The following is a 26,105-nucleotide window of genomic DNA, read 5'->3' on the forward strand; positions in this document are numbered from 1 at the left end:
CCCGCGCTAAACCCCCCCCCCCCCCCGCCTATATCCACCCGCCCGCCCCCCCCCCCCCGGGGGGGGGCCCCCCCCCCCGCTTCTCTATCTCGCGGCTCGGGGTTCTCTATCTCGCGGCAGTCAGGCGGGCCTGGGCCACCTCGTAGAGCGTGATGCCCGCGGCGACGCCGGCGTTCAGCGACTCGACATCGGACGAGATGGGGATGGACGCGACGGCGTCGCAGGTCTCGCGCACCAGGCGGGAGAGTCCGTGACCCTCGGACCCGACGACGAGCACGAGCGGGTCGGTGGCGAACGCGAGGTCGCGCACGGTGGCGTCACCGCCCGCGTCCAGGCCGACGACGAAGGCCCCGGACTTCTTCAGGTCGGCGAGCGTCCGCGCCAGGTTCGTCACCTTGGCCACGGGCACCCGCGCCGCGGCGCCGGCCGACACCTTCCACGCCGACGCGGTGACGCCGGCCGAGCGGCGCGACGGCACGACGACGCCATGCGCGCCGAAGGCCCCCGCGGACCGCAGCACGGCGCCCAGGTTGCGGGGGTCGGTGACGCCGTCGAGCGCGACGATCAGGGGCGGCTGGCCCGCCTCGGCGGCGGCGTCCAGCAGGTCCTCGACGTCCGCGTAGTCGTAGGGCGGCACCTGCGCGGCGACGCCCTGGTGCACGGAGCCCTCGGTGAGGTGGTCCAGCTCGGTGCGGCTCACCTCGAGCAGCTGCACGGAGCGGGTCGAGGCCAGCTCGAGGATCTCCCGCGTGCGGTCGTCGTGGTCGATGCGCGCGGCGAGGTGCACGGCGGTGACCGGCACGTCGGTGCGCAGCGCCTCGAGCACGGCGTTGCGGCCCGCGACCACCTCGGCGCCGCCGGTCGGGCGGCGCGTGCCGCGCACGACCCCCTTGCTCGCGCCCTTCTGCGACTGCGCGGCCTGCTTCTTCTCCGCCGCCACCTTGCGCTTGTGCGCCGGGTGGTAGGTACGGTCCTCGGCCTTCGGCGTCGGGCCCTTGCCCTCGAGCGCCTTGCGGCTGTGCCCGCCGGTGCCGACCTGCGCGCCCTTCTTGCTACCGGCCTTGCGGACGGCGCCGGGACGTCGGGTGTTGCCTGCCATGGTGTCTCTTCTCAGGTGGTCGAGCGGGTCAGTCGGTCAGCGTCCAGCGGGCGCCGTCCGCGGAGTCCTGGACGACGACGCCGGCGTCCGCGAGGCGGTCGCGGATGGCGTCGCTCGTGGCCCAGTCCTTCGCGGCGCGCGCGGCGACCCGCGCGTCGAGCTCAGCGGCGACCAGCGACTCCAGGGCCGCGCGCGCGGCGGAGTCGTCGGCACCCGAGGCCCACTGCGGGTCGTGCGGGTCGAGGCCCAGGACGTCGAGCATGCCGCGCAGCGCGACGAGCTCCTCGCGCGCCGCGGCGTCGTCGCGCGACGCCAGCGCGCTGTTGCCGGCGCGCAGGTGCTCGTGCACGACGGCGAGCGCCGCGGGCACGTTGAGGTCGTCGTCCATCGCCTCGACGAACCCGGCCGGCAGCTCGGCCTTCGCGACCTCGTCGGCGGGCACCCCGCCGACGCGCTCGGTGGCGCGGTCCACGAAGCCGGACAGCCGCTCCCAGGTGGTGCGGGCCTCGTCCAGGGTGTCGGGCGACCACTCGAGCATCGAGCGGTACTGCACCGCCGCGAGCGCGTAGCGGATCACGGGCGCGGGCGCCTGGGCGAGCAGCTCGCTCACCAGCAGCCCGTTGCCCAGCGACTTGCTCATCTTGACGCCCTGCTGGGTGACCCACGCGCAGTGCATCCAGCGCTGCGCGAAGCCGTACCCGGCCGCGCGCGACTGCGCCTGCTCGTTCTCGTGGTGCGGGAACCGCAGGTCGAGGCCGCCGCCGTGGATGTCGAACGCGTCGCCCAGGTAGCGGCGCGCCATGGCCGAGCACTCGAGGTGCCAGCCCGGGCGGCCCCGGCCGAACGACGTCTCCCAGGACGCCGTCTCCGGCTCGCCCGGCTTGGGCGCCTTCCACAGCGCGAAGTCGTGCGGGTCGCGCTTGGCGGACGCCGCGGCGTCGTCGCCGGTGGGCTCGGGGTTGAGGTCCTCCAGCCGCTGCCGGGTGAGCTCGCCGTACGCGGGCCAGGAACGCACGTCGAACCAGACGTCGCCGGGGCCGGTCGCGTAGGCGTGCCCGCGGTCGACGAGCCGCTGCATGAGCTCCGCCATGTCGGGCACGTGGCCGGTGGCGCGCGGCTCGTAGGTGGGCGGGATGACGCCGAGCGCGTCGTAGGCCCGCGTGAACATCCGCTCGTGCGTGGCGGCGTGCGCCCACCACTCGACGCCGGCCGCGGCCGCCTTGGCGAGGATCTTGTCCTCGATGTCGGTGACGTTGCGGATCAACGTGACGCGCAGGCCCGAGCGCTCCAGCCAGCGCCGCAGCACGTCGAACGCGATGACGGGGCGGAGGTGGCCGATGTGGGGCGGGGCCTGCACGGTGGCGCCGCACAGGTAGATACCGACCTCGCCCGGGTTCAGGGGGACGAAGGCGCGCACGTCGCGCGTCGCGGTGTCGTACAGGTGCAGGCTCACCGGTCCAGCGTACCGGCCGGTCCCTCAGCCGAAGGTGCGTCCCTCGCCGCGGTACGTGGGGACGGACTCGACGATCTCGTCGCCGCGCACCAGGTGGACGACGTCGAACCGCTCCATGAGCTCGCCCGCCTTGGCGTGCCGCAGCCACACGCGGTCCCCGACGGCGAGGGGCGGCGCTCCGCCCCGCCGGCGCAGCGGGGTCATGACCTCCCCCGCGCCCTCCGTTCCGGTGAGCGACCAGCCGGGCGTCGCGACCCGCGGCAGCCGCGAGCGCCCCGCCGGCCCGGAGGCCACGTACCCGCCCCCGAACGCCGTCGCCCAGCCCGCGGCGGGCACCCGCGCGACGTCGAGCCCGAAGAACGCGGAGGGCCGGGGGTCGAAGGAGCGGTACCCGTCGAACAGGCCGGGGACGAACAGCCCGGAGCCCGCGGTCACCTCGGTGACCGCCGGCCCTGCCGACGACGTCTCGAGCGAGCCGGTGCCGCCGGAGTTCACCAGCTCCACGGCGTGCCCGACGGCGGCGCCGACGGCCTCGACGACGGCCGTCCGGCGGCCGTACAGCTCGGCCACCGACAGCTTCTTGACCAGCCGGACGGCCGGGTTGGTGTCGGGCAGCCCGGCCACCTGCGCCTCGTAGAACATCAGCCCGCGCAGCCGCGCGCCGGGCAGCGCCTCGACGCGGCGGGCGAGCGCGGCGACGTCGTCCGGGGTGCGCAGCGGCGAGCGCCGCGTGCCCAGGTGCACGTGCAGCGGGCCGGCGTCGAGGCGCAGCGACGCGTCGACGTCCAGGCAGACGGCGACGTCGGCGAGGCCGCCCGTCCCGGCCGGCACCGCGGCGGACGAGAGGGCGGCGCCCAGGAGCGCGAGCTGGGCGGCGTCGTCCGCCATGAGCGTGATCTCGCGCCGCGCGCGGTCGTCGGCGGCGAGCCGCGCGAGCGCGTCCCGGTCCACGGTGGGGTAGCCGACGAGCACGTCGCGCACGCCCTCCTGCACGAGCCACAGCGCCTCTGCCAGGGAGAACGCCATGACGCCCTGGAACCCGGCGTCGAGCGCCCGGCCGACGAGCGTGCGCACCCGCACGGACTTGCTCGCCACCCGCACGGGGACGCCCCGGGCGCGGCGGCGCAGGTCCGCGGCGTTGGCGTCGAAGGCGTCGAGGTCGACCACGGCCACGGGAGCCGGCAGGTGCGCGGTGGCGCGGGCCAGCCGCTCCGTCTGGGTCATGACCGCACGCTACACCGGGCGCCGGGCATCGTCCGACGGCCGGGCGGGGTGATCCGACGGGTGATCTGACGGGCGGTCCGACGGGTCGCCGACGATCCACCCGGAGGGGGATCCGCGCGGGCCGCCGCCCGTGGCAGAGTGTGCCGCGTGACTCCGAGCACCGTCGCCCGCACACCGGCCCCCGCCACCCCCGACGCCCCGCTGCGCACCTGGGGCGGCACGCACTCGTGGCAGCCTGCGCGCCGCCTGGCGCCGCGCGACGAGGGCGAGCTGGGTGCCGTCGTCGCCCGGGCAGCCGCCGACGGGACGCGGGTGCGGGCGATGGGCGCGGGCCACTCCTTCACCGCCGCGGCCGTGACCGACGGCGTGCACCTCGGCCTCGACCACCTCAGCGGTATCGAGGCGGTGGCGCCCCAGCCGGACGGCACGTCGCTCGTCACCGTCCGGGCGGGCACCCGCCTGCACCACCTCAACCGCCTGCTCGCGGCGCTCGGGCTGGCGATGCGCAACCTCGGCGACATCGACCGCCAGTCGGTCGCGGGCGCGATCTCGACCGGCACGCACGGCACCGGCGCCCGGCTGGGCGGCCTCGCGACGCAGGTGCGCGGCGTCCGCGTGGTCGGCGCCGACGGCGCGGTCCGGTCGGCGTCGGACGCCGCGGCCCCGGGATCGCCCGAGCGCGAGCTGTTCGAGGTGGCCCGGCTGGGCCTCGGCGTCGCGGGCGTGCTGTCGGCGGTCACGCTCGAGGTGGTGCCCGCGTTCTGGCTGCGCGCTCAGGAGGAGCCGTGGCCGCTGGACCGCGTGCTCGAGCAGCTCGACGAGTACGTCGACGGCAACGACCACGCGGAGTTCTACTGGTTCCCCGGCACCCGCCGGGCGCTGACGAAGCGGAACAACCGCGCGACGGCCGAGGAGATCGAGGCCTGGGCGGCGGCCCGCGCCGGAGGCCTCGGCGCCGTGCGCACCGCCGGCTCCCGGGCCCGCGCCCTCCTGGACGAGGAGGTGCTGTCCAACGGCGCCTTCGAGGTGGTGAACCGCCTCGCGTTCGCCGCCCCCGGCCTGGTCCCCCGCCTCAACGCGGTGAGCGCGCGGGCGCTGGGCGCGAAGACGTACGTGGCGCCGTCGGCCGACGTCTTCGTCACCCGGCGCCGGGTCCGGTTCGTCGAGATGGAGTACGCCCTGCCGCGCGCCGCGCTGCGGGACGTGCTCGACGAGCTCGACGCCTGGCTGCGCGCGTCCGGCGAGCCCGTCCCCTTCCCGGTGGAGGTGCGCTTCGCCGCCGCCGACGACGTCTGGCTCTCGACGGCGCACGGTCGCGAGACGGCGTACGTCGCGGTGCACCAGTACGCACCGATGCCCCACCAGCGGTACTTCAGCGCGGCCGAGCAGATCTTCGCCGCGGCGGGCGGGCGGCCGCACTGGGGCAAGATGCACACCCGCACGGCGGAGCACCTCGCCGACCACTACCCCCTGGCCGACGTCGCCCGCGTGCGCGCTGCCATCGATCCCGGCGGCGTCTTCCGCAACGGCTACACCGACACCGTCCTCGGCGCGGCGGACTGACGCCACGGCCTGACGGCACGGGCTAGGCGGAGGGCCACCACGCGACCGGGGCGGCCCGCTCCCCCGGCAGGCGCACCGTGACGCGCAGCCCGCCGTCGCCCCGTGCGGCGAGCGCGAGGGTGCCGTGGTGCGCCTCCGCGATGCTCCGCACGATCGCGAGGCCGAGCCCGACGCCCCCGTGCTCCCCGTGCGTGCGCCCGCCGCCGCGCTGGAACGGCTCGACGAGCGTCGGCACGAGGCGCGGATCGAGCGGCCCGCCCGTGTTCTCGACGGTGAGCACGACGTCGTCGCCGCGGACGGCGGTCTCCACCCGCACCGTGCCGTGCTCCGCGAGGTTGTGCACGATCGCGTTGTGCACGAGGTTCGTGGCGAGCTGCAGCAGGAGCGCGTGCGACCCCACCGCGGGGGCGACGTCGCCCGCGACCTGCAGGTCGACGCCCCGGCCGTCCGCGAGGGGTTGCAGCGTCTCGGCCACCTCCTCCGCGACGAGGGACAGGTCGACGCGCTCGCGCGCGAACGTCCCGCGGTCGGCGCGGCTGAGCAGGAGCAGCGCCTCGGTGAGGTCGATCGCGCGCGCGTTGACGGCCTCGAGACGCCGCAGGAGCTCGTCCGTGTCCCGGTCCGGGTCCTGCGCACCCACCTCGAGCAGCGTCCGCGTCACCGCGAGCGGGGTGCGCAGCTCGTGGGAGGCGTTCGCCGCGAACCGCTGCTGCTCGGCGACCTGCGCCTCGAGCCGGGCCAGCATCGCGTCGAACGCGTCGGCGAGCTCGCGGAACTCGTCCTGGCGTCCAGGGAGCCGGATCCGGTGGGACAGGGACCCCTCGGCGGCCCGGCGGGTGGCGTCGGTGACGCGGTCCAGCGGGGCGAGCATCCGCCCGGCGAGGAACCACCCGCCGAGGAGTCCGAGCACCAGGAGGAAGACCATCGCCCAGGCGACCCTCGGGGCGAAGGCGCGCTCCAGGTCGGAGCGGTTGGGGACGAACTGCCCGGGTCCGGGACGGGACGGCGCGACGTCGACGATGATCGTGTCCGGGACGTACCGCAGCAGGAAGACCCACACGACGGCGAGGAGCAGCGCGCCGGCCACCACGAGGAACCCGGCGTAGCTGAGCGTGAGCTTCAGCCGGACGCTCGGGCCGGGGCTCCTAGCCATGCCGGGCCTCGCCGCTCCGGGCCGCGCGCCCGTCCTCGTGCCCGGAGTCGCCCTCGGGCGGGGCCGCGATGCGATAGCCCACCCCGGGCACGGTGGCGATCACCCACGGCTCGCCGAGCCGCTTGCGCAGCGCCGACACCGTGATGCGCACGGCGTTGGTGAAGGGGTCGGCGTTCTCGTCCCACGCCCGCTCCAGCAGCTCCTCCGCGCTGACGACGCCGCCGTCGGCCGCGACCAGCACCTCCAGCACGGCGAACTGCTTGCGGGTGAGCGCGACGTAGCGCCCGTCCCGGTAGACCTCGCGGCGGAACGGGTCCACGCGCAGGCCCGCGAGCTCGCGCACCGGCGGCCGGCTGTGCGCGCGACGCCGGTCGAGGGCGCGCAGCCGCAGCACGAGCTCCCGCATCGCGAACGGCTTGGTGAGGTAGTCGTCGGCCCCGAGCTCGAACCCGGTGGCCTTGTCGTCGAGACGGTCGGCGGCCGTGAGCATGAGGATCGGCAGGCCGCTCCCGGAGGCGACGATGCTCGCGGCGACCTCGTCCCCCGACGGGCCGGGGATGTCACGGTCGAGCACGGCGACGTCGTAGGAGTTCACGCTCAGCAGCTCGAGGGCGGTGTCGCCGTCGCCGGCGACGTCCGCCGCGATGGCCTCCAGCCGCAGCCCGTCGCGGACGGCCTGGGCCAGGTACGGCTCGTCCTCGACGATCAGCACGCGCATGCCCTCGATGCTACGGAGCGGCGCCTATCGTCCGCGTATCGAGGAGCGCATACGCCCGGGCAACGCCGCCCCGGCTCGACTGAAGGCATGCTCCACCACCGACACGTCCCCGCACCCGAGCGCGCGCCCCTCCGACCGGCCCGCACCGCGCTCGCGCTCGCCTTGGCCGCCGCCGCGCTGGCCGGGCTCGCGGCCTGCCAGGGGTCGTCGCCCCCGCCCGCGACGACGTCGGTCGCTCCGGCGACCGCCCCCGCGGACCGACCCGACCGCGGCGCGCGGGACGGCGTGGCCGCCGGCCACGTCCCCGACGGCACCACCGTGTTCGACGACGCGCTCCCGGCCCTGGCGAACCTCGACCCCGCGCTGCTCGCGGCGCTGCAGGCGGCCGCGGCGGACGCCGAGCAGGACGGCGTCACCTTCTTCGTCAACAGCGCCTGGCGTTCTGCGGCGTACCAGGACCAGCTGCTGCGCGAGGCGGTCGCCCAGTACGGTTCCGCGGCCGAGGCGGCCCGCTGGGTCGCGTCCGCGGACACGTCGTCGCACGTCACCGGCGACGCGGTCGACCTGCAGCAGACGGGCGGCAGCCAGTGGGTGGCGGACCACGGCGCCGCGTACGGGCTGTGCCGGGTGTACGCGAACGAGCCGTGGCACGTCGAGCTGCGCCCCGACGCGGTCGACCAGGGCTGCCCGGAGCCGTACGCCGACCCCTCGCAGGACCCGCGGCTGCAGCAGTGAGCAGCCCGGTGCGGTGGGTCCCGCGCCGAGCGGTTCAGCCGACGGCGACCACGAGCGCCGTGGCGATCGCCGCGACGCCCTCGCCGCGGCCGGTGAGCCCCAGGCCGTCGGTCGTGGTGGCGCTCAGGGAGACGGGCGCGCCGGCCGCGGCCGTGAGCGCCGCCTCGGCCTCCGCGCGGCGCGGGCCGACCTTCGGCCGGTTGCCGACCACCTGCACGGCGACGTTCCCGATCTCGAACCCCGCCGCCCGCACGCGGCGGGCCGCCTCGGCGAGCAGGGTGCACCCCGCCGCCCCGGCCCACTCGGGCTCGCCGGTGCCGAAGTGCGAGCCGAGGTCGCCGATGCCGGCGGCGGAGAACAGGGCGTCGGCGGCGGCGTGCGCCGCGACGTCGGCGTCCGAGTGGCCGGCGAGCGGCCGCTCCCCCGGCCACCGCAGGCCCCCGAGCCACAGCTCGCGGTCGGAGCCCTCGGGGGCGTAGGCGTGCACGTCGACGCCGAGCCCGGTGCGCGGCAGGCCTGCGGGAAGCGCGGTCACGACTCCTCCTCCAGCAGCAGCGCGGCCACCTGCAGGTCGCGCTCGGTGGTGATCTTCATGGCCGCCTCCTCGCCGGTGACGACGTAGGCGGGCTCGCCGAGCGCCTCGACCAGCCCCGCGTCGTCCGTCGCCGCCGACCCCTCCGCCGTCGCGCGGGCCGCGCCCTGCGCGTGCGCGCGCTCCAGCAGCGCGCGGTCGAAGCCCTGCGGCGTCTGCACCGCGCGCAGCACGGCGCGGTCCGGGGTCTCGACGACGCGTTCGACGTCCGGCCCGCTCCCGGACGATGCCGGCCCGACGCGCTTCACGGTGTCGGTGACGGGCAGCCCCGGGACGACCGCGCCGTGGCCGGCACGTACCGCGTCGACGACGCGGCGCACCAGGCGCGGCGGCGCGAGCGGGCGTGCGGCGTCGTGCACGAGGACCACGTCGTCGTCCGGGCCGGCGAGCGCGAGGCCGGCGGCGACGGACGCCTGCCGGGTGCCGCCGCCCTCGACCACGCGGACCGGCACGTCCACGTGCGGGTCCTGCGCGACGACGTCGCGCACCGCGGAGTGGAGGCCCGGAGGGCACGTGACGACGAGGGAGTCGACGACGCCCGAGGCGGCGAGGCGGCGTGCGGCGTGCACCACGAGGGGGAAGCCCGCCAGGTCGACCAGGGCCTTCGGCAGGTCCCGGCCGAGGCGGGTGCCGGACCCCGCGGCGGTGAGGATCGCGAGCGTCGTCACGGCGTCACGGTACCGGAACGACGACGGCGACCCGCGGCCGGAGCCGCGGGTCGCCGTCGTGCAGCGCTGGTGACTGGAGGCCTCAGGAGGCGAGGACCTCGTCGATGATGGCGCCGGCCTTCTCCTCGTCGACGCCCTCCGCGAGCGCGACCTCGGACTCGAGGATCTGGCGAGCCTTGGCGAGCATGCGCTTCTCGCCGGCCGAGAGGCCACGGTCCGCGTCGCGGCGCGACAGGTCGCGCACGACCTCGCCGACCTTGATCACGTCGCCGGACGCGAGCTTCTCGAGGTTCGCCTTGTACCGGCGCGACCAGTTCGTCGGCTCTTCCGTGTAGGGCGCGCGCAGCACCTCGAAGACGCGGTCCAGCCCCTGCTGGTCGACCACGTCGCGCACACCCACGAGGTCGACGTTCTCCGCCGGGACCTCGATCGTCAGGTCGCCCTGGGCGACCTTGAGCTTGAGGTACATCTTCTCCTCGCCACGGATCTTGCGCGTCTTGATCTCCTCGATCAGCGCGGCACCGTGATGCGGGTAGACAACCGTCTCGCCTACTGTGAACGTCATCTGCAGATGTCCCCTTTCCCAGTCGACAAGTTTATCACGGGGAGGCCGACACTCCCCTGCCCCGCGCCCTCCCGGCACCCCTGTGACGAACCCGTTTGCGCAGGTCAGAGGCCTGGAAGCGCAATCATGGACGCAGCCCGCGCCGGGCGTCGCTAGGATGTCGACGGGTCCCCTGCAGGCCCGCCCTCCCCCGCCTGACGTGGGGGAACCCTGATGCCCCGCGCCCGCGCGGCCACCCGCGCCCGCGAGCCGACGCCTTCGAAGGAGAGCTCGTGTCCCGCTCCGCCCGCCCCGCACGCCTCGTCGCCGCCGCCAGCGTCATGGCGGGCGCCCTGCTGCTGGCCGCCTGCTCCCCCACGATCACCACCAAGCCCTACGCCCCCTCCGACGGCATCCGGGTCAACCTCACCGACCAGGTGCGCGGCATCAACCTCATGGTCGTCTCCGAGGGCGAGGGCGAGCCCGGCGCCGTGCTCGGCGCGCTCGCGAACACCTCCGCCGAGGACGTCGACTTCGTGCTCGCCGCCGAGGGCGCCGAGCCGATCTCGCTCACCGTGCCCGCCGGGCAGACCGTCTACCTGAGCGCCGACCAGGAGGGCGACCAGGCCGTGGACGCCCAGCTCGGCGCCGTCGCCACCCACCCGGGCGGCGACCTCGACGCGACGCTGTCCGGCGCCGGCGTGGACGAGGACTTCTTCCTGCCCGTCATGGACGGCACGCTCCCCGAGTACGCGGCCTGGGTGCCGAGCGCCTCGGGCGTCTGACCCGCACGACGAAGGGGCGGGCCGCAGCAGCTGCTGCGGCCCGCCCCTTCGTCCGTCCCGGGTCAGCGCCCGGTCACCCGAAGCGGCCGGAGACGTAGTCCTCGGTGGCCTGCTCGGACGGGGTGGAGAAGATCGTCGACGTCTCGTTCATCTCGATGAGGCGGCCGGGCTTGCCCGTGCCCGCGATGTTGAAGAACGCCGTCCGGTCGCTGACGCGCGCCGCCTGCTGCATGTTGTGCGTCACGATGACGATCGTGTAGTTCTGTTTGAGCTCGCCGATGAGGTCCTCGATCGCGAGGGTCGAGATCGGGTCGAGGGCCGAGCACGGCTCGTCCATGAGCAGCACCTGCGGCTTCACCGCGATGGCGCGCGCGATGCACAGGCGCTGCTGCTGCCCGCCCGACAGGCCGGACCCCGGCCGGTCGAGACGGTCCTTGACCTCGTTCCACAGGTTCGCGCCGCGCAGCGAGCCCTCGACCAGCTCCTCGGCGTCCGCCTTGCTGATGCGGCGGTTGTTCAGCCGCACGCCGGCGAGCACGTTGTCGCGGATCGACATGGTCGGGAACGGGTTGGGCCGCTGGAAGACCATCCCCACGTTGCGGCGCACGGCCACCGGGTCGATGTCGTCGCCGTACAGGTCGACGCCCTCCATCTCCACGGTGCCCTCCACGCGGGCCCCCGGGATCACCTCGTGCATCCGGTTGAGCGTGCGCAGGAAGGTCGACTTCCCGCACCCGGACGGGCCGATGAACGCGGTCACCGACTTCGGGTCGATCGTCATCGACACGTCCTGCACGGCGAGGAAGTCGCCGTAGTAGATGTTGAGGTCCTTCACGTCGATGCGCTGTGCCATCGTGTCGTCTCTTTCTGGTGGGCTGCGGCGGGCGGCGGCTGCGGGTCAGCGCAGCTTCGGGGAGAACCAGCGGTTCACCAGCCGGCCGACGAGGTTGAGGGCGAGCACCAGGACGATGAGCACGAGCGCCGCGCCCCACGCGTTCTGGATCGCGATGTCCGCCACGCAGGAGGCGGACTCGCCGCCCGGGCAGGTGGCCAGGCCCTGGCTGTACTGGCGGTAGGCGAACACCGGGAGCGTCATCATGCGGCCCTCGAAGGGGTCGAAGTTGATCGAGTCGGTGACGCCGACGGTCACGAGCAGGGGCGCCGTCTCCCCGATGACGCGGGCGACGGCGAGCAGGATGCCCGTCGTCAGGCCCGCGACGGACGTGCGGAGCACGACCTTGACGATCGTCAGCCACTTGGGCACGCCCAGCGCGTACGACGCCTCGCGCAGCTCGTTCGGGACGAGCTTGAGCATCTCCTCGCAGGAGCGGACGACCACGGGGATCATCAGCACGGAGAGCGCGACGGCGCCGATGACGCCCATCCGCACGCCCGGCCCCAGGATCAGGGTGAACAGCGAGACGGCGAAGAGGCCCGCCACGATCGACGGGATGCCCGTCATGACGTCGATGAAGAAGGTCACCGAGCGGGCCAGCGCGCCCTTGCCGTACTCCACGAGGTAGATCGCGGTGAGCAGGCCGATCGGCACCGAGATCACCGTGGCCAGGGCCGTGATGATCAGCGTGCCCGCGATGGCGTGGTAGATGCCGCCGCTCGGGTCGCCGCCGAAGATGTTGCGCATCGACAGGGTGAGGAAGTCCATGCTGATGCGGCCGGCGCCGTTGCTCAGCACCGTCCAGACCAGGGAGACGAGCGGTGCCATGGCCACGACGAACGCGGCCCAGACCAGCACCGTCATCGTGCGGTCCTTGCGGCGCCGGGCGCCGTCGGCGCCGGTCAGCGCCGCGCGCGTGCGGGCGGTGGCGTCGGTGGGGCCCGCGGGGTCCGAGAGGGTGGTCGTGCTCATCAGTTGGCCCCCGAGAAGTCCTTGCGGCGCGCCACGATCGCGCGCGCGGCCATGTTGACGGCCAGCGTGATGACGAACAGCACGAGGCCCGTGGCGATCAGCGTGTTCACCGCGAGCCCGCTCGCCTCCGGGAAGTCGAGCGCGATGTACGCGGCGATGGTCTGCTGCTGCGCGCTGTCGAGGATCTTGAACGAGTACAGGAACCCGGGCGACAGGATCATCAGCACGGCCATCGTCTCGCCGAGCGCGCGGCCCAGGCCGAGCATGGCTGCGGAGATGACGCCGGACCGGCCGAAGGGCAGCACGGCGGTGCGGACCATCTCCCAGCGGGTCGCGCCGAGCGCGAGCGCCGCCTCCTCGTGGAGCTTCGGCGTCTGCAGGAAGACCTCGCGGGCGACGGCGGTGATGATCGGCAGGATCATCACGGCGAGCACCACCGCGACCGTGGCAAGCACCCGGGACGTGGGCGAGACGGGGCCGGCGAAGAGCGGGAACCACCCGAACCAGGAGCTGAGCCACTCCCACACCGGCAGCGCGGCCGGGCCGAGCACGTAGATGCCCCAGAGGCCGTAGATGACGGACGGGACGGCCGCCAGCAGGTCCACGAGGTAGCCGAGCAGCTGGGACAGCCGCCGCGGCGCGTAGTGCGAGATGAACAGGGCGATCCCCATGGCGACCGGCGTCGCGATCGCGAGGGCCAGCGCCGCCGCGAGCAGCGTGCCGAACACGAGCGGTCCGACGTACTCGAGCAGCGACGTGTCCTCGGGGTAGCGCGGCACCGAGGCCGCCAGCTCGTCCGACCCGGCGGTCAGCGCCGGCCAGGCCTGCTGCAGCAGGAACACCGCGACGGCGGCCAGCACCGCGAGGATCAGGACGCCGGCGCCGACGGCGATCCAGCGGAAGGCCCGGTTGAAGCCGCGGTCGGTGGTCCGCTTGCGTCGGCGCGGTCTGCCCGGCACCCGCTGCGGGGGCGGGCTGACGGTGGTGGTCACTCGTACTCCTTGTCGTGCCGCTGGTTGTGCCTGTCGAGACCGCCGGCCGAGCCTGCCGAGACCGCGGATCGTGGTCTCGACAGGCTCGACCGGCGAGGGCGAGGACGGTCAGCCGGCCGTGATCGCGTCGATCGACGGCTGCACCGCGTCGCGGATGTCGGCCGACAGCGGGGCGGAGCCCGCCGCGTCGGCGGCCACCTGCTGGCCCTCCTCGCTCACGAGGTAGGACATGTAGCCCTTGACCAGGTCCGCCTGCGCCTGGTCGGCGTAGGTGCCGCAGGCCAGGAGGTAGGAGACCAGGACGACCGGGTACGTGCCGGCGACGTCGCGCTTCAGCTCGATCGAGTACACGCCGTCCGCGGTGCCCTCGGCCCGCGGCGACTGGGCGACCACCTCGGCGGCCGCCTCGGCGCTGTAGGGCACGAACTCGTCGCCCACGCCGACCGCCACGGTGCCCAGGTCGGAGATCTGGGAGGCGTCGGCGTAGGTGATGGTGCCGTCGCCGGACTGCGCGGCCGAGACCACGCCGGAGGTGCCCTGGGCCGACTCCTGGCCCTCGATCGGCCAGACGCCCTCGGGCTCGTGGTCCCAGGCGTCGGGGGCGGCCTCGGACAGGTAGGCCTGGAAGTTCTCGGTGGTGCCCGAGTCGTCCGAGCGGTGCACCACGGTGATCGCGGTGTCCGGCAGCTCGGCGTCCGGGTTGTCGGCGGCGATCGCGTCGTCGTTCCAGGCCTTGATCTTGCCCGAGAAGATGTTCGCGATGACCTCCGGCTTGAGGTTCAGCGAGTCGACGCCCTCGAGGTTGAACGCGATGGCGATCGGGCTGACGTAGCCGGGGAACTCGATGACGCCGCCCTCGCCGCACTGGGCCTCGGCCGCCTTCATCTCGTCCTCGTCCAGCGCCGCGTCGGAGCCGGCGAAGGCGTACGAGCCGTCGGTGAAGCCGGTGCGGCCACCGCCGGAGCCGACGGGGTCGTAGTTGACGGTGACGTCGGGGTTGGCCGTCTGGAAGCCGGCGCGCCACGCCTCCTGGGCGGACTCCTGCGACGAGGCGCCGCCGCCGCTGAGCTCGCCCGAGAGGGACGAGCCGCCGTCCTGCGAACCACCGGTGGACTCCGCGCCCGGCGCGGCCGGGTCCGAGCCGCACGCGGCGAGGGTCAGGGCCAGCGCGCCGACCGCCACGGCGGTTCCAGCACGGGAGAATCGGCTGAGCTTCACGTCTCGTTCCATCCTGTTCACACGGAGGGACACCGGCGAAGTACCGGCGTTCGTCGGGAACGCTAGGCACGCAAGGTGGCTCGGGACCCAGGAGCAGGTGAACGAGGGGTGAACAGTGCAGGGCGCCTGGTCACCTCGGTGACCGGAGCACCCGTGGCAGGCAGGAAAGGCCGAGGCAAGACGAGATCCGCCGAGGTGGTACGGGGGTCCGTACCACCTCGGCGGATCTCGTCCCACCTCGGCGGGCGGGTCAGGCGTCGTCGTCCGCGAGCTTGTAGCCCAGGCCGCGGACGGTGAGCAGGAGCTGCGGTGCCCCCGGGTCGGCCTCGATCTTGGAGCGGATCCGCTTCACATGAACGTCGAGCGTCTTCGTGTCGCCCACGTAGTCCGCGCCCCAGACCCGGTCGATGAGCTGCCCGCGGGTGAGCACCCGGCCGGCGTTGCGCAGCAGCAGCTCCAGCAGGTCGAACTCCTTGAGCGGCAGCGACACCGCGTCGCCGCCCACCGTGACGGTGTGCCGCTCCACGTCCATCCGCACCGGGCCGACCTCGAGCACGGGCTCGCCGTCGTCGTCGTGCCCGTTCGAGGCCGCCTCGGGGGCCGCCGGGCCGCGCCGGCGCATCACCGCGCGCATGCGGGCCAGCAGCTCGCGGAAGGAGTACGGCTTGGTGACGTAGTCGTCGGCGCCCAGCTCGAGTCCCACGACCTTGTCGATCTCGGAGTCCTTGGCCGTGAGCATGATGACGGGCACGTCGCCGCGCTGCCGCAGCTCCCGGCACACCTCCGTGCCGGACAGGCCGGGCAGCATGAGGTCGAGCAGCACCAGGTCGGCGCCGCCGTCGTCGTAGGCGGCCAGCGCGTCGACCCCGTTCGAGGCCTCCACGACCTCGAAACCCTCGCGGGTGAGCTGATATGTCAGGGGGTCCCGGTAGGACTCCTCGTCCTCGACCACCAGGATGCGCGTCACGCACCTACCTCCTCGTCCGTCGTGCCTCGGTTGTGCTGATGGATGTGCAGATGGTTGTGCTGCTCGGTGCGACCCGGGGTGAGCTCCGGGTCGCCCTGCGCGAGCTCCTGCGGCACGTCGGCCGCGGGGATGCGCAGGGTGAACGTCGAGCCCTTGCCCGGCTCGGACCAGATCTGCACGTCGCCGCCGTGGTCGGCCGCCACGTGCTTGACGATGCTCAGTCCCAGGCCGGTGCCGCCCGTGTCGCGGGAGCGTGCCGGGTCGACGCGGTAGAAGCGCTCGAAGACCCGGTCGTGCTCGTCGGCGGCGATGCCCACGCCCTGGTCGACGACGTCGATCTCGACCAGGCCGCGGCGCACGCGCACGCCCAGCCCCACGCGGGTGTTCTCCGGCGAGTAGGCGACGGCGTTGTCGAGCAGGTTGCGCACCGCGGTGACGAGCAGGTTGTGGTCGCCGAACACGAGGACGTCGGCCGAGCCGCCGACCGTGATCGTGATGTTCTTCGCCTGCGCGGTGGTGCGGGCGCGGTCCACGGCCTCGGCGACGACGTCGCGCACCGGGATCGTCGTAACCTCCTGCAGCGCCCCCGCCACCTGCAGCCGGGACAGCTCGATGATCTCGTGCACCAGGGCGGACAGCCGCTGCGCCTCCGCCTGCATGCGCTCGGCGAACCGCCGCACCGCGACCGGGTCGTCCGCGGCGTCCTGCACCGTCTCCGCCAGCAGGGCGAGCGCCCCGACCGGCGTCTTGAGCTCGTGCGAGACGTTGACGACGAAGTCGCGTCGGATGGCCTCGACGCGACGGGCCTCGGTGCGGTCCTCGGCGAGCACGAGCAGCTTGTCCGGCCCGACGGGCGCCACCCGGACCTGCAGCAGCACCGTGCCCGACCCGATCGGGCCACGCGGCAGCTCCAGCTCCTTCTCGCGGATCACGCCGTCCCGACGCACCTCGCGCACCAGGTCGACGATCGCCGGGTGCTGCAGGGCGTCGTTGCGCACGACGCCCAGCGCGTACGCCGGCGGGGACGCCCGCACGACGTCGTCGTCCTCGTCCAGGACCACCGCGGCCGACCGCAGCACGGCGAGCACGCGGACGAGCCCCTCGTCGAGCTCGGCGGGGGCTGCCTCGGGCGACCGGCGCTGGACACGCTCGGAGAAGCGGAAGGCGAGGGTCGCGATCACGCCCACCACGACCCCGAAGATGCCCGCGACGACCGCGGTCACGCCCTGGATGATTCCGTCCACGAGGCAAGCGTAGGTCGCGGTGCCCCGGGAATCCGTCGCGGAGCGGAACTGCTCAGCGAGCCGTCGCCCACTGTTCACCTCCGACCCTCCCGGAGTTCACCTGGGCGCCCCCGGCCCGTCCACGGGCCGTGTCAGGCTGGTAGCAGACCTATTACCCCGAGAGGACTGTGATGCGAGAGATCTTCGAGGCCGAGCTGCGCCAGGTCGGCGACGACCTCATCGAGATGAGCCGGCTCGTCGAGTCGGCCATCCGGCGCGCGGGCGACGCCCTGCTGGAGGCCGACCACCAGCTCGCGCAGGAGGTGATCGCCTCCGACCACGCGATCGACCGGCTCGAGAGCGAGCTCGACGAGCGCTGCGTGCACCTGCTGGCACAGCAGCAGCCCGTCGCCACCGACCTGCGGGTCGTCATCTCCGCGCTGCGCATCAGCGCCTCGCTCGAGCGGATGGGCGACCTCGCCCGGCACGTCGCCGAGATCGCCCGCGGGCGGTACCCCGCCCAGGCCGTGCCCGCGCCCGCACGCGAGACGTTCGTCAAGATGCACGGCGCGGCGGTGCACGTCGCGCAGCGCACGACGGCGCTGCTCGCCACGCGCGACGTCGCCCTCGCCGCGGAGGTGCAGCAGGACGACGACCTCCTGGACGCCCTGCACCAGGACACCTTCGCCGCGACGCTCGACCCGGAGTGGCCCGGCACCACGCAGGAGACCGTCGACGTCACGCTGCTCGGCCGCTACTACGAGCGGTTCGGCGACCACGGCGTCTCCGTCGCGCGCCGGATCACGTTCCTCGTCACCGGCAACTTCGACGACGAGCACGCCCGCGCCGACGCCTGACCCGCCCCGTCCTGGACGAGGGAGTCATCCTCTCGGCGAGGTAGTACGAAACACCGCGAGGTAGTACCAGAGACCGCGAGGTAGTGCTCTTCTGGCCGAGGTGGTCCTCTGCCTCCGCCAGAGGGCACTACCTCGCGGTCTCTGGTACTACCTCGCCATTCTTCGTCCTACCTCGCCGTGCTTCGTACTACCTCGGCGGGAGGGGTACTACCTCGGCACGGGGGGGTGCGGCGCCGACGAGGCCGCGGACCAGCGCGACGCGGCGCGGACCGTCCATGAGGACGTCGACGGCGTCCACCCACTGCTCGACGGCGGCGGGCAGGCCGCGCACGGCGTCCCCGGCGGCGTCCCGCAACAGCTCGGGCAGCGCGCCCAGCCCGCGGGACGGGCGGTCGAAGAACGGCTCCGTCGCGGGGCCGTCGAGGCTCGGCAGCCCGAGCTCGCGCTGGCGCTCGTGCAGCGCGTCGCACGCGGCGCCGAGCGCGGCGTCCCGCTCCTGCCAGGTCTCGGCCGCGAGCGCCCGGTCCAGGCGCGGGCCCGCCGTCGTCGCCGCGGGCGTGCCCGCGAACGCGGTGCCGAGCCACTTGGGGTAGGGCGGCCACCGCCGCTCCAGCAGCAGGCCGAGCCGCAGCAGCGACCCCGCCAGCCGGGCCGCGAGCACCCGCGAGCCGGCGTCGTCCCCCCGCACCCCGGTACGCCCGACGAACGGCAGCTCCTGCCCGACCCGCGCCCACTCGGCCGCGAGGACGTGCAGCCACACGTCGTGCGGGTACCAGGCGAGCCGGTCCCGGACCGCGGCGAGCTCCCCCGGCCCGTCGTGGAAGACGGCGCCGGCGGTCACCTCCAGCACGCTCTGCCCGGTGAGCGCCAGCCAGCCCGCGGCGTCGAGGTCGGTCGTCGGGTCGATCCCGAGCCGCGACCTCGCGAACCCGCGCGGGGTCGCGACCTCGACGCGATGGCGCACCACCGGGTCCCAGGTCGTGGCGAACCGCACCGGCAGGCCCGCGTGCTCGGCCGGCAGCGCGGCCTCCAGGTGGGCGTCGACGGCCGCGACGTCCCGCTCGTCGACCAGCAGCGTGAGCCGCAGCCCCCAGTCGTGGTCGCGCGACGTCGCGTCGTCGAGCCCCAGGACGTCGGACCCGCTGCCCAGCCGACCCGCGGCGTACGACAGGCCGGGACGCCACCCCAGCAGCAGGGGGCGGACGACGTCGTCGTGGTACGCGCGGGAGAGGTCGATGCCGGTGATCACGTCGCCATGCTGCCAGCGAGAACGGCGAACCCCCGGACCCTTGTCGGGACCGGGGGTTCGTCGTCGGCCGGGCCGTCCAGAACGTCAGCGGGCGAGCGTCACTTGCCCTGGTTCGCGACCGCCGCGATGGCGTCCTTCGCGGCCTCGGGGTCGAGGTAGGTGCCGCCCGGGTTGGTCGGCTTCAGCGTCTCCTCGTCGAGCTCGTACACCAGCGGGATGCCCGTGGGGATGTTCAGCCCGGCGATGGTCTGGTCGTCGACGCCGTCGAGGTGCTTGACGATGGCGCGCAGCGAGTTGCCGTGCGCGGCGACGAGAACGGTCTTGCCGGCCTGGAGGTCCGGCACGATCTCGCCGTCCCAGTACGGCAGGGCCCGGTCGAGCACCTGCTTGAGGGCCTCCGCGCGCGGGATGGGCTCGCCGGCGTAGCGGACGTCCGAGTCCTGCGAGAACTCCGAGCCCAGCTCGATCTCGGGCGGCGGCACGTCGTAGGAGCGGCGCCAGAGCATGAACTGCTCCTCGCCGTACTGGTCGCGCACCTGCTTCTTGTCCTTGCCCTGCAGGTCGCCGTAGTGGCGCTCGTTGAGGCGCCAGTTGCGCTTGACCGGGATCCAGTGGCGGTCGGCGGCGTCGAGGGCCAGGTTCGCCGTGTTGATGGCGCGGCGCAGCAGCGACGTGTGCACGACGTCGGGGGTGACGCCCGACTCCTTGAGCAGCTCGCCGCCGCGCTTCGCCTCCGCGGCGCCCTTCTCCGAGAGCGGCACGTCCACCCAGCCGGTGAAGAGGTTCTTCGCGTTCCACTCGCTCTCGCCGTGGCGGAGCAGCACGAGGGTGTAGGTCATGGGGTCCATCCTGCCTGCTGGACGCCGGCGCCCGCACCGCGGGTCGGATCCCGGACTCGCGCCGTCCGGATCGAGTGGCCGGACCGAGCGGCCGGATCGAGCGGCCGGGTCAGGAGTCCGCGCGCTCCAGCACGAACACGGGGATCTCGCGGTCGGTCTTCGTCTGGTAGTCCGCGTAGTCGGGGTACGCGGCGACCGACCGCTCCCACCAGAGCGCCTTCTCGTCGCCGGTGACCTCGCGCGCGACGTACTCGTGCTTCTCCGGGCCGTCCTGGAGCTCCACCCGCGGGTTCGCCAGGACGTTGTAGTACCAGACCGGGTGCTTCGGGGCGCCGCCCAGCGACGCGACGACGGCGTACGTGCCGTCGTGCTCCACGCGCATCAGCGGGGCCTTGCGGAGCGCGCCGGTCTTCGCGCCGACGGTCGTGAGGATGACGACGGGCATCCCGCGCATCGTCGTGCCCTTCGTGCCGCCCGAGCTCTCGTACTGCTCGACCTGGTTCGCGGCGCGGGTGGAGGGGCTGGGGACGTACTCTCCGGTGATCGGCATGCCACGTGCAATTCCCTGCCCGCGCGATCCATTCCCGGGGCTACCGTGACGAGCGGGCCCGGTGCACCTTCGCCGCGTGGGCGTACACGTCGAGCATCGCCGCGGCGGCGCGGTCCCAGCTGAAGCGCTCGCTGGCGCGCCGGGCGCCGGCGGCGAGGCGGGCGCGGCGCTCGTCGTCGGCGAGGAGGTCGCCGAGCTCGCGCGCCCACGTCCACGGGCTGTGGTCGGGCACGAGGACGCCGGACGTCCCGTCCACCACGACCGTCTGCAGCCCGCCCACCGCGGCCGCGACGACCGGGGTCCCCGCCGCCTGCGCCTCGGCGGCCACCAGGCCGAACGACTCGTTGTGCGACGGCACCGCGACGACGTCCGCAGCGCGCAGGTAGTCGACCAGCTCCTCGCGCGGCACCGGCGGGCGCACGTCGAGGTGGTCGGTGACGCCGACCTGGTGCGCCAGCGCCTCGAGCTCGCGCACCGCCGTCGCACGGCCGCTGGCGCCGCCCAGCACGACGAGCGTCGGCACGCGCGAGCCGCCGCCGTCGCACCACGCCTCGGGCTCGGCGGCGTCGCCCGAGCTGGCGTGGTCGGCCAGCACCCCGAGCGCGCGGACCAGGACGTCCGGGCCCTTGAGGAGCTGGACGCGGCCCGCGAACAGCACGATCTTCCGGTCGGTGGGCAGGCCGAGCCGCTCGCGCAGGGCGCGGCGGGCCGCATCGACGTCCTGCCCGCCGTCCTGCCCGGCCGCGGGCTCGAGCGGGCGGAAGACCTCGAGGTCGACGCCGGGCGCCACGACGTGCACGCGGTCCGGGTCGGCGCGGTACTCCCCCTCGAGGTCACGGGCCTCCTCGCGGGTCGAGGCGACCAGGCCGTCGGCGGCCTCGACCACCTGCTCCTCCCCGACGACCCGGCCCACGGGCTCCGGGGTGTCCCCCGGGGCCAGGGCCGCGTTCTTCACGCGCGCCATCGTGTGCATGGTGTGCACGAGCGGGACGTCCCACCGCTCGGCGGCCAGCCAGCCCACCTGCCCCGACAGCCAGTAGTGGCTGTGCACGACGTCGTACCAGTGCGGCGGGCGGTGGGCCTCGGCCCGCAGCACGCCGGCGGTGAACGCGCAGAGCTGGCCGGGCAGGTCGTTCTTGTCCAGCCCCTCGTACGGACCGGCGGACACGTGCACCACCCGGATCCCCGGCTCGACGTCGACCCAGCGCGGCTGCGCGGACGCCGTCGCACGCGTGAAGATCTCGATCTCCGCCCCCCGGCGGGCCAGGGCGCGGGCCAGCTCCATGACGTAGACGTTCATGCCGCCCGCGTCCCCGGTGCCGGGCTGGTCGAGCGGCGACGTGTGCACCGACAGCATCGCCACCCGCGGACCGGGCCGCTCGCCGGGGGTGGTCATCAGGACTCCAGCACGCAGGCGGGAGGCGTCGGCAGCGCGTGCCGCGCCACCACCTCGCCGGTGCCCGTCGCGGGGTCGACCCGGACCGTCGCGAGCTCGCTGCGGCCCTGCAGCGCGACGACGACGGTCTCGGCGCCGCCGGCGTCCGCGCCGGGCTGCGCGGACCCGAGGACGGCGTGGTGGCGGGGCCACGCGCCGTCGCCGAGCGGGACGTCGGCGAGGTGCCGCAGGACCGGCGTCCCGCCGTCCGTCGCCACCGCGAGCACGGCGAGCACGTCCGCGCCGCGCAGGCCGACGTGCAGGCGCGCGCCGTCGGCGCTCAGCGTGACGTGCGCGGGGAAGTCGCGGCCCGCCTCCGCCGCCGGGGAGACCGGCACGGCCGCCGCGGCCGTCCACCCGGCGTCGTCGCGCACCAGCACGTGCGCGCGGGCGTCGAGCTCCCCGACGACGACGAGCGAGCCGTCCGGCAGCGTGACGAGGTGGCGCGGCCCGGTGCCGGGCGGCAGGACCGCGGCGACGTCGGCCGCGACGCCCGCCGCGGCGCCCCCGGCGGGGTACCGCCGCACGACGTCGGCGCCCAGGTCGCACACCAGCACGCCGTCGCCGGCCTCGGCCACGAAGTGCGCGTGCGGGCCGGCCTGCCGCTCGACGACGGGCCCGCTGCCCACGCCGGGGTGCGCGACGACGCCCTCCGCCGCGAGGTCGCCCGTCGCCGGGTCGACGTCCACGGACGCAGCGACGCCGTCGCCGTAGTTCGCGACCCACACGGTGCCCCCGAGGGCCAGCACGTGGCACGGGTCGTCGCCCCCCGCCGCGAGGGAGCCTGACGCCGCGAGCCGGACGCCGTCGGCGGCGTCCTCCACGCGGAACGCGGAGAGCGTCCCCGCGGGGGTCTCGCCCACCGCGTAGAGCGTGCGCCCCGTCGGGTGCAGCGCCAGGAACGAGGGCGACGTGGCGGCCACGGCCGGCGCCGCCGCCTCCACCGCGCCGTCCGGGCCCAGCGCGACCCGCCAGATGCTCTCCCCGCTGCCGGGGCCACCGCCCGGGTGCGGGTAGGTGCCGACCCAGAGCTGCGCCCGCGCGTCCCGTTCCGTCATGGCCTCAGCCTATGACCGCACGACCGCCGCCCCGGAACGCGCGCGACCCCCGACCGGAGCCCGGTCGGGGGTCGTGGGCGTGCGGGTGCGACCGTCAGTGCGCGGCCTCGTACGCGGTGAGGACGGAGCTGGGGATGCGGCCGCGGTCGCTCACCTTGTGGCCGTTCTCGCGGGCCCACTCGCGGATCTTGGCGAGCTGCGCGCGGTCGGTGCCCGTGCGACGGGCGGCGCTCCGCGTGCCGCCGCCCAGCCGCGTCGTGGTCTTGCGACCGTGACCGATCCAGGTGGCGAAGGCGTCCCGGAGCTCGGCCGCGTGCTTGGCCGTGAGGTCGATCTCGTACGAGACCCCGTCGAGCGCGAAGGTGACCGTCTCGTCGGCGTCGCCCCCGTCGATATCGTCGATCAGGACGATCTGCTGCTTCTGGACCACGTGGATTCCCCTCGGTCACGACATTCGGACAGAAGTGAGAATGCCCCTCGGATCACTCGATTGTCAATCCGAATCCCCGGCACGGGAATCGCGCGACAGAATTCAGCGAGTTTCACTTTCGGAAGAGGCGGCCGCAGCCGCCGCCGCCTCTTCCGCGTCCATCCTCTCGAGCGCGATCCGCTCGTTCCGGTCCGCGTGCAGGATCTTGCGCATCGCGAGCCAGAACAGCAGGCCCACGCCGACCGACGGGGCGAGCCCGCTCATGATCGCGAGAAAGGTGTCCATAGGATGACTTTCGTTCAGGCCGTCGGCTTGACGAGCGGGAAAAGGATGGTCTCGCGGATTCCGAGGCCGGTGAGCGCCATGAGGAGCCGGTCGATGCCCATGCCCATGCCGCCCGACGGCGGCATCGCGTGCTCCATCGCGGTGAGGAAGTCCTCGTCGAGCGCCATCGCCTCGTCGTCGCCCGCGGCGGCGAGGCGCGCCTGGTCCTCGAACCGCTGGCGCTGGACGACGGGGTCCACGAGCTCGGAGTACCCCGTGGCCAGCTCGAAGCCGCGCACGTACAGGTCCCACTTCTCGACGACGCCGGGGATCGTGCGGTGCGCGCGCACCAGCGGGGAGGTCTCGACCGGGAAGTCGCGCACGAACGTCGGCGCGTCGAGGTCGTCGCCCACGTGGTGCTCCCACAGCTCCTCGACGAGCTTGCCGTGGTTCGTCTTCTTCGGGTCCACCGAGATCTCGGCCTTCTCGGCGAGGGCGAGAAGGTGGTCGACGGTCGTCTCGGGCGTGATCTCCTCGCCGATCGCCTCCGAGAGGGATCCGTACATCGTGATCTGCGTCCATTCGCCGCCGAGGTCGTACTCCTCGCCGTCCGGAAGGGTCACCGTCGTGGTGCCGAGAACGTCGAGAGCGGCCTTCTGGACGAGATCCTGGGTGAGCGCGCCGATCGTGTTGTAGTCGCCGTACGCCTCATAGGCCTCGAGCATCGCGAACTCCGGCGAGTGCGTCGAGTCCGCACCCTCGTTACGGAAGTTACGGTTGATCTCGAAAACCTTCTCGATACCGCCGACGACCGCGCGCTTGAGGAAGAGCTCCGGCGCGATCCGCAGGAAGAGGTCGATGTCGTACGCGTTCATGTGCGTGCGGTACGGGCGCGCGGAGGCGCCGGACGCGATGGTCTGCAGCATCGGCGTCTCGATCTCGAGGAACCCGCGGTCGTGGAAGTTGTCGCGCATCGAGCGGACGACGCCGGCGCGGGTGCGGACCATCTCGCGGGCCGCGGGCCGCGCGATGAGGTCGACGTACCGCTGGCGGACCCGCGCCTCCTCCGAGAGGTCCTTGTGCAGCACCGGCAGCGGGCGCAGGGCCTTGGCTGCCATCGCCCAGGTGTCGGCGAACACGCTCAGCTCGCCGCGCCGGGAGGAGCCCACCCGGCCGTGCACGTACAGGTGGTCGCCCAGGTCGACGTCGGTCTTGAACGACGCCAGCGACTCCTCGCCGACCTCCTTGAGGCTGAGCATCGCCTGCAGGCGACGCCCCTCGCCGTCCTGCAGGGTGACGAAGCACAGCTTGCCGGTGTTCCGCAGGAACACGACGCGGCCGGCGACGCCGACGACGTCGTCCGTCTCCTGACCCGCTTCCAGGTGCTCGTAGCCGGCCCGCACCTCGGCGATCGAGTGCGTGACAGGCAGGCTCACCGGGTAGGGCTCGACGCCCTGCTCCAGGAGCCGGTCGCGCTTCTCCCGGCGCACGCGCATCTGCTCCGGGAGGTCGTCCGTGGCCGCGGAGTCGATCGCGGGGTCGACGGCGGGCACGGCGGAGGCGGGGTTCTGCGGGGTGGTCACCCGTCGATTCTACGGGCGACGCACCTCACACCCGCCCGGTGGGCTCAGCCCGCCGCGGGGCGCAGGTCGAGCGCCAGGTCGAGGATCGGGGCGGAGTGCGTGAGCGCGCCGACGGACAGCTGGTCGACGCCGGTGCCGGCCACCTCGCGGGCGCGGTCGAGCGTGAGGTTGCCCGTCGCCTCCAGCTCGACGTGCGCGGGCACGCCGTCGCGCCCCTGGCGTTCGCGGACCGCGGCGACGGTCGCGGCGAGGACGGGCGTGGGCATGTTGTCGAGCAGCAGGAAGTCCGCGCCGGCGTCGAGCGCCTCCATCGCCTGGGCGGTGGTGTCGGCCTCGACCTGGACCGGCACGTCCGGGAAGGTGCGGCGGACGGCGGCGATCGCGCCGCGCACCGAGCCCGCCGCGACGACGTGGTTGTCCTTGACCATCGCGACGTCGTGCAGGCCCATGCGCTTGTTGGTGCCGCCGCCGGCGCGGACGGCGTACTTCTCCAGGGCCCGCAGGCCCGGCGTCGTCTTGCGGGTGTCGAGCACCTGGGCTCCCGTCCCGGCGAGCTCGCGCGACCAGGCCGCCGTCGCCGTCGCGACCCCCGAGGCGCGGGAGGCGAGGTTGAGCAGCGTCCGCTCCGCGACGAGCAGCACCTGCACGGGGCCCGCGAGGGCTGCGAGCACCTGCCCGGGCGCGACGGCGTCGCCGTCCTGCGCGTGGAACGTCACGGTCGGGGCCGGGAGCCCGAGACGGCCGGCGACCTGGCGCAGCACCTCCGCCACCACGACGAGCCCCGCGACGGTGCCCGTCGACCGGGCCACGAGATCCGCGGTGCCCGTGGCCGACGCCGGCACCGTGGCCTGCGTCGTGACGTCGCGGCCGGGCGCCGCGCCGAGGTCCTCGTCCAGCGCGGTCTCGACGACGCTGGCGACCCACGCGCCGTCCAGCCCCGGCTCGACGGCGGACGGCTGGTCGTGCACGGGCAGGTCGCGGGAGAGCTCCGGGCGCAGGTCGGTCACGGTGCGCAACGCTACCGTCCGCGAGGGAGTAC

Annotated in this window: 27 protein-coding genes; 4 read left to right on the forward strand and 23 right to left on the reverse strand. The window is 74.3% G+C overall.

Annotated features, from left to right (window positions below):
- Nucleotides 1-106: 106 nt before the first annotated feature.
- Genes rlmB through ACH443_RS19310 form a run of 3 tightly spaced genes read right to left on the reverse strand, consistent with a single transcriptional unit; the run spans nt 107 to nt 3,776 of the window.
- Nucleotides 107-1,099 (reverse strand): 23S rRNA (guanosine(2251)-2'-O)-methyltransferase RlmB, encoded by a 993-nt coding sequence (gene rlmB, locus ACH443_RS19300; protein WP_430591219.1) that lies wholly within the window; start codon nt 1,097-1,099, stop codon nt 107-109.
- Nucleotides 1,100-1,127: 28 nt separating this feature from the next.
- Nucleotides 1,128-2,552 (reverse strand): cysteine--tRNA ligase, encoded by a 1,425-nt coding sequence (gene cysS / locus ACH443_RS19305; RefSeq protein WP_429766813.1) that lies wholly within the window; start codon nt 2,550-2,552, stop codon nt 1,128-1,130.
- A 24-nt stretch (nt 2,553-2,576) separates the two neighbouring features.
- Nucleotides 2,577-3,776, reverse strand: a complete 1,200-nt coding sequence (locus tag ACH443_RS19310; RefSeq protein WP_430591220.1) for an alanine racemase — start codon at nt 3,774-3,776, stop codon at nt 2,577-2,579.
- A gap of 147 nt (nt 3,777-3,923) precedes the next feature.
- Here ACH443_RS19310 and ACH443_RS19315 point away from each other — a divergent pair, with 147 nt between their 5' ends.
- Entirely contained in the window at nt 3,924-5,339 is a 1,416-nt protein-coding gene (locus ACH443_RS19315; protein WP_430591221.1) for a D-arabinono-1,4-lactone oxidase, read from the forward strand.
- A 22-nt stretch (nt 5,340-5,361) separates the two neighbouring features.
- Here ACH443_RS19315 and ACH443_RS19320 read toward each other — a convergent pair whose 3' ends face one another.
- Both ACH443_RS19320 and ACH443_RS19325 read right to left on the reverse strand, forming a co-directional pair.
- On the reverse strand, nt 5,362-6,492 hold the full coding sequence (locus ACH443_RS19320) for a sensor histidine kinase (protein ID WP_430591222.1): 1,131 nt from the start codon (nt 6,490-6,492) through the stop codon (nt 5,362-5,364).
- A complete protein-coding gene (locus tag ACH443_RS19325) occupies nt 6,485-7,210 on the reverse strand; it encodes a response regulator transcription factor (RefSeq protein WP_430591223.1) in 726 nt (241 codons plus the stop codon). Before ACH443_RS19325 ends, ACH443_RS19320 begins: the two co-directional genes overlap by 8 nt.
- Before the next feature lie 87 nt (nt 7,211-7,297).
- On the opposite strand from ACH443_RS19325, the gene ACH443_RS19330 reads away from it, so the two are divergent.
- A complete protein-coding gene (locus ACH443_RS19330; RefSeq protein ID WP_430591224.1) occupies nt 7,298-7,945 on the forward strand; it encodes a D-alanyl-D-alanine carboxypeptidase family protein in 648 nt (215 codons plus the stop codon).
- Nucleotides 7,946-7,979: 34 nt separating this feature from the next.
- Here the strand turns inward: ACH443_RS19330 and ispF are convergent, their stop codons facing one another.
- The 3 genes from ispF to ACH443_RS19345 form a co-directional block, all read right to left on the reverse strand.
- Nucleotides 7,980-8,480 (reverse strand): 2-C-methyl-D-erythritol 2,4-cyclodiphosphate synthase, encoded by a 501-nt coding sequence (ispF, locus tag ACH443_RS19335; protein ID WP_430591225.1) that lies wholly within the window; start codon nt 8,478-8,480, stop codon nt 7,980-7,982.
- Nucleotides 8,477-9,205, reverse strand: a complete 729-nt coding sequence (gene ispD, locus ACH443_RS19340; protein WP_430591226.1) for a 2-C-methyl-D-erythritol 4-phosphate cytidylyltransferase — start codon at nt 9,203-9,205, stop codon at nt 8,477-8,479. The genes ispF and ispD overlap by 4 nt, the downstream gene beginning before the upstream one ends.
- Before the next feature lie 82 nt (nt 9,206-9,287).
- Nucleotides 9,288-9,770, reverse strand: coding sequence for a CarD family transcriptional regulator (locus tag ACH443_RS19345; protein WP_079570762.1), 483 nt, complete (start codon nt 9,768-9,770; stop codon nt 9,288-9,290).
- Nucleotides 9,771-10,042: 272 nt separating this feature from the next.
- On the opposite strand from ACH443_RS19345, the gene ACH443_RS19350 reads away from it, so the two are divergent.
- Nucleotides 10,043-10,534 carry a hypothetical protein gene (locus ACH443_RS19350; protein WP_429766806.1) on the forward strand — a complete coding sequence of 164 codons (492 nt, stop codon included), beginning with the start codon at nt 10,043-10,045 and terminating at the stop codon, nt 10,532-10,534.
- A 73-nt stretch (nt 10,535-10,607) separates the two neighbouring features.
- Here the strand turns inward: ACH443_RS19350 and pstB are convergent, their stop codons facing one another.
- The 6 genes from pstB to ACH443_RS19380 form a co-directional block, all read right to left on the reverse strand.
- On the reverse strand, nt 10,608-11,387 hold the full coding sequence (gene pstB, locus ACH443_RS19355; protein WP_430591227.1) for a phosphate ABC transporter ATP-binding protein PstB: 780 nt from the start codon (nt 11,385-11,387) through the stop codon (nt 10,608-10,610).
- A 45-nt stretch (nt 11,388-11,432) separates the two neighbouring features.
- Entirely contained in the window at nt 11,433-12,401 is a 969-nt protein-coding gene (gene pstA, locus ACH443_RS19360) for a phosphate ABC transporter permease PstA (RefSeq protein ID WP_429766804.1), read from the reverse strand.
- Complete coding sequence (gene pstC / locus ACH443_RS19365; RefSeq protein ID WP_429766802.1) at nt 12,401-13,393, reverse strand: phosphate ABC transporter permease subunit PstC; 993 nt, start codon at nt 13,391-13,393, stop codon at nt 12,401-12,403. The genes pstA and pstC overlap by 1 nt, the downstream gene beginning before the upstream one ends.
- Before the next feature lie 108 nt (nt 13,394-13,501).
- Nucleotides 13,502-14,611: a phosphate ABC transporter substrate-binding protein PstS gene (locus ACH443_RS19370; protein ID WP_430557466.1), complete on the reverse strand. Its 1,110-nt coding sequence runs from the start codon at nt 14,609-14,611 to the stop codon at nt 13,502-13,504.
- Nucleotides 14,612-14,861: 250 nt separating this feature from the next.
- Nucleotides 14,862-15,578, reverse strand: coding sequence for a response regulator (locus ACH443_RS19375; RefSeq protein WP_429766800.1), 717 nt, complete (start codon nt 15,576-15,578; stop codon nt 14,862-14,864).
- A complete protein-coding gene (locus ACH443_RS19380) occupies nt 15,575-16,822 on the reverse strand; it encodes a sensor histidine kinase (RefSeq protein ID WP_430591228.1) in 1,248 nt (415 codons plus the stop codon). Before ACH443_RS19380 ends, ACH443_RS19375 begins: the two co-directional genes overlap by 4 nt.
- A gap of 170 nt (nt 16,823-16,992) precedes the next feature.
- On the opposite strand from ACH443_RS19380, the gene phoU reads away from it, so the two are divergent.
- The gene (gene phoU / locus ACH443_RS19385) at nt 16,993-17,658 is read left to right on the forward strand and encodes a phosphate signaling complex protein PhoU (RefSeq protein WP_380318419.1); all 666 of its coding nucleotides are present in this window, start codon (nt 16,993-16,995) and stop codon (nt 17,656-17,658) included.
- Nucleotides 17,659-17,845: 187 nt separating this feature from the next.
- Here the strand turns inward: phoU and ACH443_RS19390 are convergent, their stop codons facing one another.
- The 9 genes from ACH443_RS19390 to nadC all read right to left on the reverse strand — a co-directional run bounded on the left by ACH443_RS19390 (nt 17,846) and on the right by nadC (nt 26,064).
- Nucleotides 17,846-18,907, reverse strand: coding sequence for a DUF4037 domain-containing protein (locus ACH443_RS19390; protein ID WP_430591229.1), 1,062 nt, complete (start codon nt 18,905-18,907; stop codon nt 17,846-17,848).
- A 98-nt stretch (nt 18,908-19,005) separates the two neighbouring features.
- Entirely contained in the window at nt 19,006-19,746 is a 741-nt protein-coding gene (locus ACH443_RS19395; protein ID WP_430591230.1) for a phosphoglyceromutase, read from the reverse strand.
- 109 nt (nt 19,747-19,855) lie between these two features.
- A complete protein-coding gene (locus ACH443_RS19400; RefSeq protein ID WP_430548225.1) occupies nt 19,856-20,296 on the reverse strand; it encodes a nitroreductase family deazaflavin-dependent oxidoreductase in 441 nt (146 codons plus the stop codon).
- A gap of 40 nt (nt 20,297-20,336) precedes the next feature.
- On the reverse strand, nt 20,337-21,692 hold the full coding sequence (gene mshA / locus ACH443_RS19405) for a D-inositol-3-phosphate glycosyltransferase (protein ID WP_430591231.1): 1,356 nt from the start codon (nt 21,690-21,692) through the stop codon (nt 20,337-20,339).
- Nucleotides 21,692-22,789, reverse strand: coding sequence for a lactonase family protein (locus ACH443_RS19410; protein WP_430591232.1), 1,098 nt, complete (start codon nt 22,787-22,789; stop codon nt 21,692-21,694). The genes mshA and ACH443_RS19410 overlap by 1 nt, the downstream gene beginning before the upstream one ends.
- A 94-nt stretch (nt 22,790-22,883) precedes the next feature.
- Nucleotides 22,884-23,219, reverse strand: a complete 336-nt coding sequence (locus ACH443_RS19415) for a histone-like nucleoid-structuring protein Lsr2 (RefSeq protein WP_429766787.1) — start codon at nt 23,217-23,219, stop codon at nt 22,884-22,886.
- A gap of 102 nt (nt 23,220-23,321) precedes the next feature.
- Nucleotides 23,322-23,504, reverse strand: coding sequence for a hypothetical protein (locus tag ACH443_RS19420; RefSeq protein ID WP_429766786.1), 183 nt, complete (start codon nt 23,502-23,504; stop codon nt 23,322-23,324).
- Between the two features lie 14 nt (nt 23,505-23,518).
- On the reverse strand, nt 23,519-24,979 hold the full coding sequence (gene lysS / locus ACH443_RS19425; protein WP_430591240.1) for a lysine--tRNA ligase: 1,461 nt from the start codon (nt 24,977-24,979) through the stop codon (nt 23,519-23,521).
- Between the two features lie 131 nt (nt 24,980-25,110).
- A complete protein-coding gene (nadC, locus tag ACH443_RS19430) occupies nt 25,111-26,064 on the reverse strand; it encodes a carboxylating nicotinate-nucleotide diphosphorylase (protein ID WP_430591241.1) in 954 nt (317 codons plus the stop codon).
- Nucleotides 26,065-26,105 lie beyond the last annotated feature (41 nt).

The organism is Isoptericola sp. NPDC019571, assembly GCF_044389385.1.
In the GTDB taxonomy this organism is placed as follows: domain Bacteria; phylum Actinomycetota; class Actinomycetes; order Actinomycetales; family Cellulomonadaceae; genus Isoptericola; species Isoptericola nanjingensis.

Excerpts from the sequence above, each read along its gene's own strand:
- rlmB (WP_430591219.1), bottom strand. The coding sequence starts at position 1,099 with ATGGCAGGCAACACCCGACGTCCCGGCGCCGTCCGCAAGGCCGGTAGC.
- ACH443_RS19310 (WP_430591220.1), bottom strand. The coding sequence starts at position 3,776 with ATGACCCAGACGGAGCGGCTGGCCCGCGCCACCGCGCACCTGCCGGCT.
- ACH443_RS19320 (WP_430591222.1), bottom strand. The coding sequence starts at position 6,492 with ATGGCTAGGAGCCCCGGCCCGAGCGTCCGGCTGAAGCTCACGCTCAGC.
- ACH443_RS19325 (WP_430591223.1), bottom strand. The coding sequence starts at position 7,210 with ATGCGCGTGCTGATCGTCGAGGACGAGCCGTACCTGGCCCAGGCCGTC.
- ACH443_RS19330 (WP_430591224.1), top strand. The coding sequence starts at position 7,298 with ATGCTCCACCACCGACACGTCCCCGCACCCGAGCGCGCGCCCCTCCGA.
- ACH443_RS19345 (WP_079570762.1), bottom strand. The coding sequence starts at position 9,770 with ATGACGTTCACAGTAGGCGAGACGGTTGTCTACCCGCATCACGGTGCC.
- pstB (WP_430591227.1), bottom strand. The coding sequence starts at position 11,387 with ATGGCACAGCGCATCGACGTGAAGGACCTCAACATCTACTACGGCGAC.
- pstA (WP_429766804.1), bottom strand. The coding sequence starts at position 12,401 with ATGAGCACGACCACCCTCTCGGACCCCGCGGGCCCCACCGACGCCACC.
- phoU (WP_380318419.1), top strand. The coding sequence starts at position 16,993 with ATGCGAGAGATCTTCGAGGCCGAGCTGCGCCAGGTCGGCGACGACCTC.
- ACH443_RS19395 (WP_430591230.1), bottom strand. The coding sequence starts at position 19,746 with ATGACCTACACCCTCGTGCTGCTCCGCCACGGCGAGAGCGAGTGGAAC.
- ACH443_RS19400 (WP_430548225.1), bottom strand. The coding sequence starts at position 20,296 with ATGCCGATCACCGGAGAGTACGTCCCCAGCCCCTCCACCCGCGCCGCG.
- mshA (WP_430591231.1), bottom strand. The coding sequence starts at position 21,692 with ATGACCACCCCCGGCGAGCGGCCCGGTCCGCGGGTGGCGATGCTGTCG.
- ACH443_RS19410 (WP_430591232.1), bottom strand. The coding sequence starts at position 22,789 with ATGACGGAACGGGACGCGCGGGCGCAGCTCTGGGTCGGCACCTACCCG.
- ACH443_RS19420 (WP_429766786.1), bottom strand. The coding sequence starts at position 23,504 with ATGGACACCTTTCTCGCGATCATGAGCGGGCTCGCCCCGTCGGTCGGC.
- lysS (WP_430591240.1), bottom strand. The coding sequence starts at position 24,979 with ATGCGCGTGCGCCGGGAGAAGCGCGACCGGCTCCTGGAGCAGGGCGTC.